Source organism: Micromonospora sp. NPDC003776, assembly GCF_053605645.1.
Window position 1 is genome coordinate 1 of the sequence record NZ_JBSGJR010000288.1, and the last position, 8,366, is coordinate 8,366.

The following is an 8,366-nucleotide window of genomic DNA, read 5'->3' on the forward strand; positions in this document are numbered from 1 at the left end:
GGTGCGGGCGCCCGTGGTGGGCACGTTCTACCGGGCCCCGGAACCGGGCGCCGCGCCGTTCGTCGCCGTCGGTGATCTGGTCCGGCCCGGCCAGGTCGTCGGCATCGTCGAGGCGATGAAGCTGATGAACGAGGTCGCCGCCGACCAGGCGGGGCGGGTGGCCGAGCTGCTGGTCGAGGACGGCAAGCCGGTCGAGTACGACCAGCCGCTGATCGCCCTGGAGCCGCTCACCGGGCGGGGTGAGTAGATGTTCGAGAAGGTGCTGATCGCCAACCGGGGCGAGATCGCGCTGCGGGTGCTGCGGGCCTGCCGGGAGCTGGGCGTGCGGACCGTGGTGGTGCACTCCAGCGCCGACGCCGACTCGCTGCCGGTTCGGCTGGCCGACGAGACGGTGCGGATCGGCCCGGCCGCCAGCCGGCAGAGCTACCTCAACGCCGCCGCGATCGTGGAGGCGGCCCGGCAGACCGGGGCCCAGGCGGTGCACCCCGGCTACGGCTTCCTCTCCGAGGACGCCGACTTCGCCGAGATCTGCGCGGAGAACGGCCTCACCTTCGTCGGCCCGCCGCCGCAGGTGATGTCCGCCCTGGCCGACAAGTCGACCGCCCGGGCGCTGATGAGCAAGGCCGGGTTGCCGCTGCCGCCGGGCAGCGTGCAGACCGTGCCGACGGTGACCGACGCCCTCGCGGTGGCGGCCGGGGTCGGCTACCCGCTGATCGTCAAGGCCGCCGCCGGCGGCGGCGGTCGCGGGATGACCGTGGTCCGCCGCGCCGCCGAGCTGCCCCGGGCCTACGCCCGCACCCGGGCCGCCGCCCAGGTCGCCTTCGGCGACGACCGGGTGTACGTCGAGCGGTACCTCACCGACGCCCGGCACGTCGAGGTGCAGGTGCTCTGCGACGGTCGGGGCAACGGCATCCACCTGGGCACCCGGGACTGCTCCGTGCAGCGCCGCCACCAGAAGCTGATCGAGGAGGGCCCCGCCCCGGCGCTGCGCCCGGCCACCCTGGACACCCTCGCCGAGATCGCGCTGCGCGGCGTCCTGTCGGTCGGCTTCACCGGCGCCGGGACCGTCGAGTTCCTCGTCGACGAGGCGGAGGAGTGCCACTTCCTGGAGATCAACTGCCGGATCCAGGTCGAGCACCCGGTCACCGAGCTGATCACCGGCGTGGACCTGGTGCACGAGCAGCTGCACATCGCCGCGGGCACGCCGCTGCGCTGGCGGCAGGACCAGATCCACCTGCGGGGGGTGGCGATCGAGTGCCGGGTCAACGCGGAGGACCCGGACCGGAGCTTCGCCCCGGCGCCCGGCCGGCTCGACCGGTTCCGGCCGCCCGGCGGCCCCTTCACCCGGGTCGACACCCACGGCCACCCCGGCTACCTGGTCAGCCCGCACTACGACTCGCTGCTGGCCAAGGTGGCCGTCTGGGCGCCGGACCGGGCCGGCGCGCTGGACCGCCTGGACCGCGCGCTCGGCGAGTTCGAGGTGGCCGGACCCGGGGTCCGCACCACCATCCCGTTCGCCCGGCGGGTGCTGCGCGACCCGGTCTTCCGCGCCGCCCGGCACACCACCGGACTGGTCGACCGCCTGCTCACCCCGGCCGACGCCCCCCGGCCGCCCGCCACCGCACCCGCCGCGTCCGCCACCGAACCCGTACCCGCCGCCCGCGCCGAGTCCGCTCCGGCCGGCCGGACGCCCGTCACCGCCGCGCCCGCCGCCGGCACGCCCGTCAGGAGGACCCGATGACCGTCGCCCCCGACCGCCAGCTCGCCAGTGAGATCACCGACATCCTGGTCACCCACTGCGGCCTGGACGCCGAGGCGGCCGCCCGTACCCCGGCCGCCAGCCTCGAGGAACTCGGCATGGACTCGCTGGCCCTGCTGGAGTTGTCCGCGGTCGTCGCCGACCGGTGGCGGGTGAAGATCCCCGAGCAGGCCGGCCAGCTCAGCATCGCCGGGGTCGCCGACCTGGTGGCTCGCAAGGCCGACCCGCCCGGGCACACCGAGAACGCCGTCGACATCGCCGCCCCGCTGCCCCTGGTCTGGGACGTCACCAACGACGTCGCCGCCTGGCCCGACCTGTTCACCGAGTACGCCGCGGCCGACATCCTGCACCGCGACGGCGACACGGTGCGGTTCCGCCTCACCATGCACCCGGACGTGAACGGGGTGGCCTGGAGCTGGGTCAGCGAACGTACCGCCGACCGGGCCGCCCGGCAGGTCCACGCCCACCGGGTGGAGACCGGCCCGTTCGCGTACATGCGCATCCACTGGCGCTACGACGAAATCCCCGGCGGCACCCGGATGACCTGGGTGCAGGACTTCGCCATGAAGCCGGACGCCCCGCTGGACAACGCGGCCATGGCCGACCGGATCAACACCAACAGCGCCGTCCAGCTCGCCGTGATCAAGGAGCGGATCGAGCGGCGGGCCGCCGAGGCCGGCCAGGGAGGCCACCATGCCTGACACCACCACCAGCGCCCCGGTCGCCGCCCGGACCGTCCCCGCCGACCGGCGGCGCGGCGGCGAACTGCGGGTGCTGCTCGGCCCGAAGACGGTCGGCAGCACCTCCGGCTTCATGGGCGTGGCCGCCCTCGCCCCCGGGGAGCGGATCGCCGAGCACTACCACCCCTACAGCGAGGAGTTCCTCTACGTCGCCAGCGGCGCCATCACGGTCGACCTGGACGACTCCCCGGTGCCCCTCGCCGCCGGGGAGGCGCTCTTCGTCCCCCGGGACGTCCGGCACCGGCTGCGCAACACCGGCGACGAGCCCGCCGAGGTGGTCTTCCACCTCGGCCCCCTCGCCCCCCGCCCCGAGCTCGGCCACGTCGACACCGAGGTCGCCCCACCACCCCGGGAACCGTCGTGACCGGCCGGCGGACGGTGGTCACCGGCGTCGGCGTCGTCGCTCCCGGCGGCGCCACCCGGGACCGGTTCTGGAAGGCGATCACCGAGGGACGAACCGCCACCCGGCGGATCAGCTTCTTCGACCCGTCGCCGTTCCGCTCGCAGATCGCCGCCGAGTGCGACTTCGACCCGGACGCCGCCGGGATCACCCTCGGGGAACGGCAGCGCGCCGACCGGTACGTGCAGTTCGCGCTGGCCTGCGCCACGGAGGCGCTCGCCGACAGCGGCCTGACCCTCACCGACGCCGACCGCGAGCGTGTCGGCGTGGTTCTCGGCACCGCCGTCGGCGGCACCATGGCCCTGGAACGGGAGTACGTGCGGGTCAGCGACTCCGGCCGGCACTGGCTGGTCGACCACGCCCTCGGCGGGCCGTACCTCTACCAGGCGCTGGTCCCGAGCAGCCTGGCCGCCGACGTGGCCTGTCGGCACGGCCTGCACGGCCCGGCCCAGGTGGTCTCCACCGGCTGCACCTCCGGCATCGACGCGATCGGGTACGCCCACCAACTGGTCGCCGACGGCGAGGCGGACATCGTGCTGGCCGGCGCCGCGGACTCGCCCATCTCCCCGGTCACCGTCGCCTCCTTCGACGCCATCCAGGCCACCAGCCCGGACAACGACGACCCGGAGCACGCCTCCCGGCCGTTCGACGCCGACCGGCACGGCTTCGTCCTCGCCGAGGGAGCCGCGGTGCTGGTGCTGGAGGAGGCCGAGCACGCCCGCCGCCGCGGCGCGCACGTCTACTGCGAGGTGGCCGGCTACGCCAGCCGCAGCAACGGCTTCCACATGACCGGGCTGCGCCCGGACGGGGCGGAGATGGCGGTGGCCATCACCGACGCGCTGCGCCAGGCCCGGCTCGCCCCGTCGACCGTCTCCTACATCAGCGCGCACGGCTCCGGCACCCGGCAGAACGACCGGCACGAGACCGCCGCGTTCAAGCGGGCCCTCGGCGCGGCCGCGTACCGGGTGCCGATCAGCTCGATCAAGTCGATGGTCGGGCACTCGCTCGGCGCGATCGGCTCGATCGAGATGGCCGCGTGCGCGCTGGCCATCGAGTACGGCGTGGTGCCGCCCACCGCCAACTGGACCACTCGGGACCCCGAGTGCGACCTGGACTACGTGCCCAACGAGGCCCGGGAGGTGCCGGTCGACGTGGCGCTCTCGGTGGGCAGCGGGTTCGGCGGCTTCCAGTCAGCCATGGTCTTCCGCCGCCTGGCGGTGCCGCGATGAGGCCGGCGGTGACGTCGTGACCGTGCGGGCGGTGGTGACCGGAATCGGGGTGGTGGCGCCCAGCGGCGTCGGCGCCGAGGCGCACTGGGCCGCCGTGCTCGCCGGTACCCGGCACACCGGCCCGATCAGCCTGTTCGACCCGGCCGGCTACCCGACCCGGGTCGCCGGGGAGGTGCCCGACTTCGACCCCGCCGGGTACGCCGACACCCGGCAGCGGGTGCAGACCGACCGCTGGACCCACCTCGGTTTCGCCGCCACCCGGCTGGCCCTGGCCGATGCCGGGCTGCCCGAGGTGTCGCCCGACCCGTACCGGTGGGCGGTGACCCTGGCCAGCTCCTCCGGCGGGAACCTGTTCGGGCAGCGGGAGCTGCAACGGCTCTGGGGCGGCCCGACCCGGACCGTCGGGGCGTACCAGTCGATCGCCTGGTTCTACGCGGCCAGCGTCGGGCAGCTCTCCATCCGCCACCAGTTCAAGGGTCCGTCCGGGGTGACCGTGTCCGAGTCGGCCGGTGGGCTGGACAGCCTCGCCCACGCGGTGCGGACCGTCCGCCGGGGCACCCCGGTGGTGATCGCCGGCGCGACCGAGTGCCCGCTCAGCCCGTACGCCCTGGCGTGCCAGCTCCGCTCCGGGCTGCTCAGCGACGTGACGGACCCGGAGCGGGCGTACCGGCCGTTCGACGCCGACGCCCGCGGCTACGTGCCCGCCGAGGGGGGCGCGGTGTTCGTGGTGGAGGAACTCGGGCACGCGCTCGCCCGGGGCGCGCGGGTCTACGGCGAGATCACCGGCTGGGCAGCCAGCCACGACGCCGCCCCCACCGACCGGGCCGCGGGGCCGGATCCGACCCACTACGCCCGGGCGCTGCGGCTGGCCCTGGACCGCGCCGGCGTCCGCCCGCACGACGTGGACGTGGTCTGGCCCGACGCGCTGGCCGTGCCCGCGTACGACCGGGCCGAGGCGGCCGCCCTGCGGACCGTCTTCGGCAATCGCACCCCGCCGGTGACCACCCAGAAGCCGTTGACCGGCCGGGCCCACCAGGGCGGGTCGGCGCTGGACGCGGCCACCGCGCTGCTCGCCTTCCGGCACGACCTGCTGCCCGCCTCCGCCGGCCCGGAGCGGCCCGCCGAGGGCTGCGAGCTGACCTACCTGCGCCGGCACACCCGCCCGCGCAGCCGCATCGCCCTGATCGGCGCCCGCGGCTTCGACGGCTTCAACAGCGCCCTGGTGCTGCGCGGCGCGGCGCCGCCGCCGGCCGACTAGCAGCGCCAGGTCGAGGAGGTGGCGGTGTCCGGGTCGCCGGGACACCGCCATTCCGCCGGCCGGCCGGGCGGATCAAACCGGGCGGGTCGGCACGGTCCGGACAGGACGGCAGGACTCGGCTACCGGCGAGACATCACTCCGGCGTACGGGCCCGATACTGCCTGTCCGATCGATCCTGAGCAATCCACCCAGCCGCTTTTCTTGATCTAGCCATTTGCATGTAGCTATGCGCGACAGGCCGTCGTAGGGTTCCGTCAGCACCCCGAAGAACGCACCTGTTGGGCGGATATCGCCCACTTTCATGCTGGGCGGTGGGCGGTCGTGACGGCACATCCTATGGCGGAAGATCCTGCGCCGGCAGCGGCGAGTTGGGTGGACGACATCCTGTTCACCGGCCGTCCCACCGACATTTGTCTGCGTCTTCCCGAACCGGTGGACAAGGGCACCTTGCACCGGTTGGTCGCCGCGGCGCAGACCCGGCTCGCCGCCGCCGGACTGCGCCCGGGCGGTGCCGCCGCGCTCCGCCTGCCACCGTCCCTGGCGTACGTGGTGAACCTCCTCGCCACCTGGCGCAGCGGCGCCCAGGCCGTGCTGTTGGACCACCGGCTCACCGACCACGAGGTCGCTCGCGCCCTGGACCGGCTCAACCCGCAGGTGGTGGTCGCGCCGGTGCGGACCGGCGGGGGAGCACTGCGCGTCTTCGTCGACGTCACCGAGGGGATCAGCGCCTGGTCCGACCGGCCGGCGGTCAGCCCGCACGCGGTCATCCAGCTCAGCTCCGGCTCCACCGGGCCGTCCAAGGTGATCGGCCGCACCGTCGAGGACCTGGTCGGCGAGGTGCACCGGTACACCCGGATCGACGGCGTCGCGCTCCCCGGCGAGCGGATCATCCTGCTGCCGTCGATGGTGCACGTGCTCGGCCTGGTCGGCGGGCTCCTCTACGGGCTGCACGCCGGGGTGGAACTGTGCCCGCCGGAGCGGCTCAGCGGCGACGCGATCCTCGCCGCCGTCGCCGCCCAGCAGATCCCGGCGACCGTCCTCGGCGTGCCCTTCCACATCGGACTGCTCGCCTCCACCCGCCCGTCCGGGCCGCTGCCGCAGTTCAAGCGGATGACCACCGGCGGCGAACTGGTGCCGGCCGCCGTCGCCCGCGCCTTCACCGACCGCTACGGCGTCCCGCTGGGCAACATGTACGGGATGACCGAGGTCGGCGTCATCGGCACCGACCTGTACGGCCGGAACCGGCCCGCCATCGCCCCCGCACCGGGCATCCAGGTCCGGGAACAGGACGGCGAGCTCTGGGTGAGCTGCCCGGCCTCGCCGTACGTGGGGCTCGCGGACCCGACCCGCTGGGCCGACGGCTGGCTGCACACCCGCGACGCCGGCACGGTCGACCCGGAGACCGGACTGGTCACCGTCAAGGGCCGGCTGGACTCGCAGGTGTCGGTCGGCGGCATGAAGGTCGATCTGACCGAGGTGGAGTCCACCGTCGCCGAGCTGCCCGGGGTGGGCGCCGCGGTGGTGGTCTGGGACGACGGCATCACCGCCTACGTCCAGCCCGACGGGCCGCTCTCCGAGGAGACCCTGGACAAGCTGCTCGCCGAACGCCTGGCCGGCTACAAGCGGCCGCGCGCGCTGCACCTGCTCGATCAGTTGCCACGGACCACCACCGGCAAGCTGGTCCGCTCGGCGACCGCGCTGCGGGACGCGGCGTCATGACCGGCCCGCTCTACGAGGGCGACCTCGACCTGCCCGGACGCCCCGGCGACCGCCACCGCGAGCACCAGGCCGTCGCCGAACGCCGGGTGGGCCACCCGCAGGCCGCTTCCGTCGGGCAGTGGGCGGAGCAGCTCGCCGGGAGCGCCCGGCTCCGGCATCCGGCGGCGCAGCCCGCCGTCGCGCAGCCCGGCGCCGAGCGCCTTGCCGACCGCCTCCTTCGCCGTCCACAGGCGCAGGAAGTCCAGTTCCCGGCCGGCCGGGTCGCGGGCCCGCAGCCAGGCCGCCTCGGCCGGGTCGTACCAGCGGTCGGCCAGCGCCAGGGCGGGCAGCCGCCGGTGCCGCTCGACGTCCACCCCGACCGGTCCGCCCGACCGGGCGGCCACCACCACCAGCCCGTCGACGTGGCTGACGCTCACCGCCAGCGTCCGCCCGTCCGGGGCGTACACCTCCGGGCGCCCGCCGGGCGTCCGTCGCACCCCGATCTCCGCCTCGGCCCGGTCGAGCAGCGCGGCACCCGCGCGCCGCAGCAGCCGCCGCGCCAGCTCCCGCTGGTCGCCGGCGGTACGGCCGGTCCACACGTACACGGTGTCCCGACCGGGCACCGGTAACTGGTTCACGGAAAGAGGTTAAGGCCATGCGAGACGAGGTCCGCACCTTCGTCGTCGAGCAGCTCGCCGACATGAACTACGACGTCGATGACCTCGACGACGACACCACCCTGGGCCCCTCCGGCATCGACCTGGAGTCGCTGGCCCTGGCCGACCTCGCCGTCCGGGTGGAGGACCGGTACGGCCTGAAGTTCGCCGACGACGAGTCGGAGAAGCTGGCCCTGATGACGGTCGGCGAGTTCACCACCATGGTCGCCGAGCGGGTCGCCGCGACGAGCGACAACCCCTGATGGCCGGTCGGCCCGACCTGGGGCGAGCTGACCTGGTGAGCATGCTCGCCGAACTGACCGCGAAACCCGTCGACCAGGTGCCCGACCGGATCGGCTCGATGGAGCTGGCCTGGCTGGTGCACCTCGTCGAGCAACGTTACGACCGCCGGCTGGACCTCTCCGACGACCAGCTCGCCGGCATCCGCACCGTCGATGACGCGCTCGCGGTGTTCCACACCGCGCTGACCGCTGCCGCAGATGGCTGAGCGGGAGAACCCGAGGATCACCGGCGTCCACGCGCTCAGCGCCCTGGGTAGGGGCGCGGACGCGCTGCTGGCCGGGGTGCTCGCCGGCACCCCGGCGTTCGCACCGGTGCGTCGGTTC

General features: G+C 74.6%; 10 protein-coding genes and 1 pseudogene. 10 read left to right on the forward strand and 1 reads right to left on the reverse strand.

Annotation, left to right across the window (positions count from 1 at the left end; all coding sequences use genetic code 11):
• The 7 genes from ACWEVO_RS21895 to ACWEVO_RS21925 form a co-directional block, all read left to right on the forward strand.
• Positions 1-247 (forward strand): acetyl-CoA carboxylase (locus tag ACWEVO_RS21895; protein ID WP_452309386.1); only part of this gene is annotated, 247 nt, incomplete at its 5' end.
• Positions 248-1,741 carry an acetyl-CoA carboxylase biotin carboxylase subunit gene (locus ACWEVO_RS21900; RefSeq protein ID WP_452309387.1) on the forward strand — a complete coding sequence of 498 codons (1,494 nt, stop codon included), beginning with the start codon at positions 248-250 and terminating at the stop codon, positions 1,739-1,741.
• On the forward strand, positions 1,738-2,460 hold the full coding sequence (locus tag ACWEVO_RS21905) for an SRPBCC family protein (protein ID WP_452309388.1): 723 nt from the start codon (positions 1,738-1,740) through the stop codon (positions 2,458-2,460). The genes ACWEVO_RS21900 and ACWEVO_RS21905 overlap by 4 nt, the downstream gene beginning before the upstream one ends.
• The gene (locus ACWEVO_RS21910; RefSeq protein WP_452309389.1) at positions 2,453-2,863 is read left to right on the forward strand and encodes a cupin domain-containing protein; all 411 of its coding nucleotides are present in this window, start codon (positions 2,453-2,455) and stop codon (positions 2,861-2,863) included. The genes ACWEVO_RS21905 and ACWEVO_RS21910 overlap by 8 nt, the downstream gene beginning before the upstream one ends.
• On the forward strand, positions 2,860-4,128 hold the full coding sequence (locus ACWEVO_RS21915; protein ID WP_452309390.1) for a beta-ketoacyl-[acyl-carrier-protein] synthase family protein: 1,269 nt from the start codon (positions 2,860-2,862) through the stop codon (positions 4,126-4,128). Before ACWEVO_RS21910 ends, ACWEVO_RS21915 begins: the two co-directional genes overlap by 4 nt.
• Positions 4,129-4,144: 16 nt before the next feature.
• Entirely contained in the window at positions 4,145-5,386 is a 1,242-nt protein-coding gene (locus ACWEVO_RS21920) for a beta-ketoacyl synthase N-terminal-like domain-containing protein (protein WP_452309391.1), read from the forward strand.
• A 336-nt stretch (positions 5,387-5,722) separates the two neighbouring features.
• Positions 5,723-7,105 (forward strand): class I adenylate-forming enzyme family protein, encoded by a 1,383-nt coding sequence (locus ACWEVO_RS21925; protein ID WP_452309392.1) that lies wholly within the window; start codon positions 5,723-5,725, stop codon positions 7,103-7,105.
• Here ACWEVO_RS21925 and ACWEVO_RS21930 read toward each other — a convergent pair.
• Positions 7,036-7,722 (reverse strand): 4'-phosphopantetheinyl transferase family protein, encoded by a 687-nt coding sequence (locus ACWEVO_RS21930; protein ID WP_452309393.1) that lies wholly within the window; start codon positions 7,720-7,722, stop codon positions 7,036-7,038. The two genes, ACWEVO_RS21925 and ACWEVO_RS21930, sit on opposite strands and share 70 nt — an antisense overlap.
• Positions 7,723-7,739: 17 nt before the next feature.
• Here ACWEVO_RS21930 and ACWEVO_RS21935 point away from each other — a divergent pair, with 17 nt between their 5' ends.
• The 3 genes and pseudogenes from ACWEVO_RS21935 to ACWEVO_RS21945 form a co-directional block, all read left to right on the forward strand.
• A complete protein-coding gene (locus ACWEVO_RS21935; RefSeq protein ID WP_452309394.1) occupies positions 7,740-8,003 on the forward strand; it encodes a phosphopantetheine-binding protein in 264 nt (87 codons plus the stop codon).
• The gene (locus ACWEVO_RS21940) at positions 8,003-8,248 is read left to right on the forward strand and encodes an acyl carrier protein (protein ID WP_452309395.1); all 246 of its coding nucleotides are present in this window, start codon (positions 8,003-8,005) and stop codon (positions 8,246-8,248) included. The genes ACWEVO_RS21935 and ACWEVO_RS21940 overlap by 1 nt, the downstream gene beginning before the upstream one ends.
• Positions 8,241-8,366: pseudogene (locus ACWEVO_RS21945) on the forward strand (beta-ketoacyl-[acyl-carrier-protein] synthase family protein); the annotation flags it as partial. The gene ACWEVO_RS21940 and the pseudogene ACWEVO_RS21945, both read left to right, overlap by 8 nt.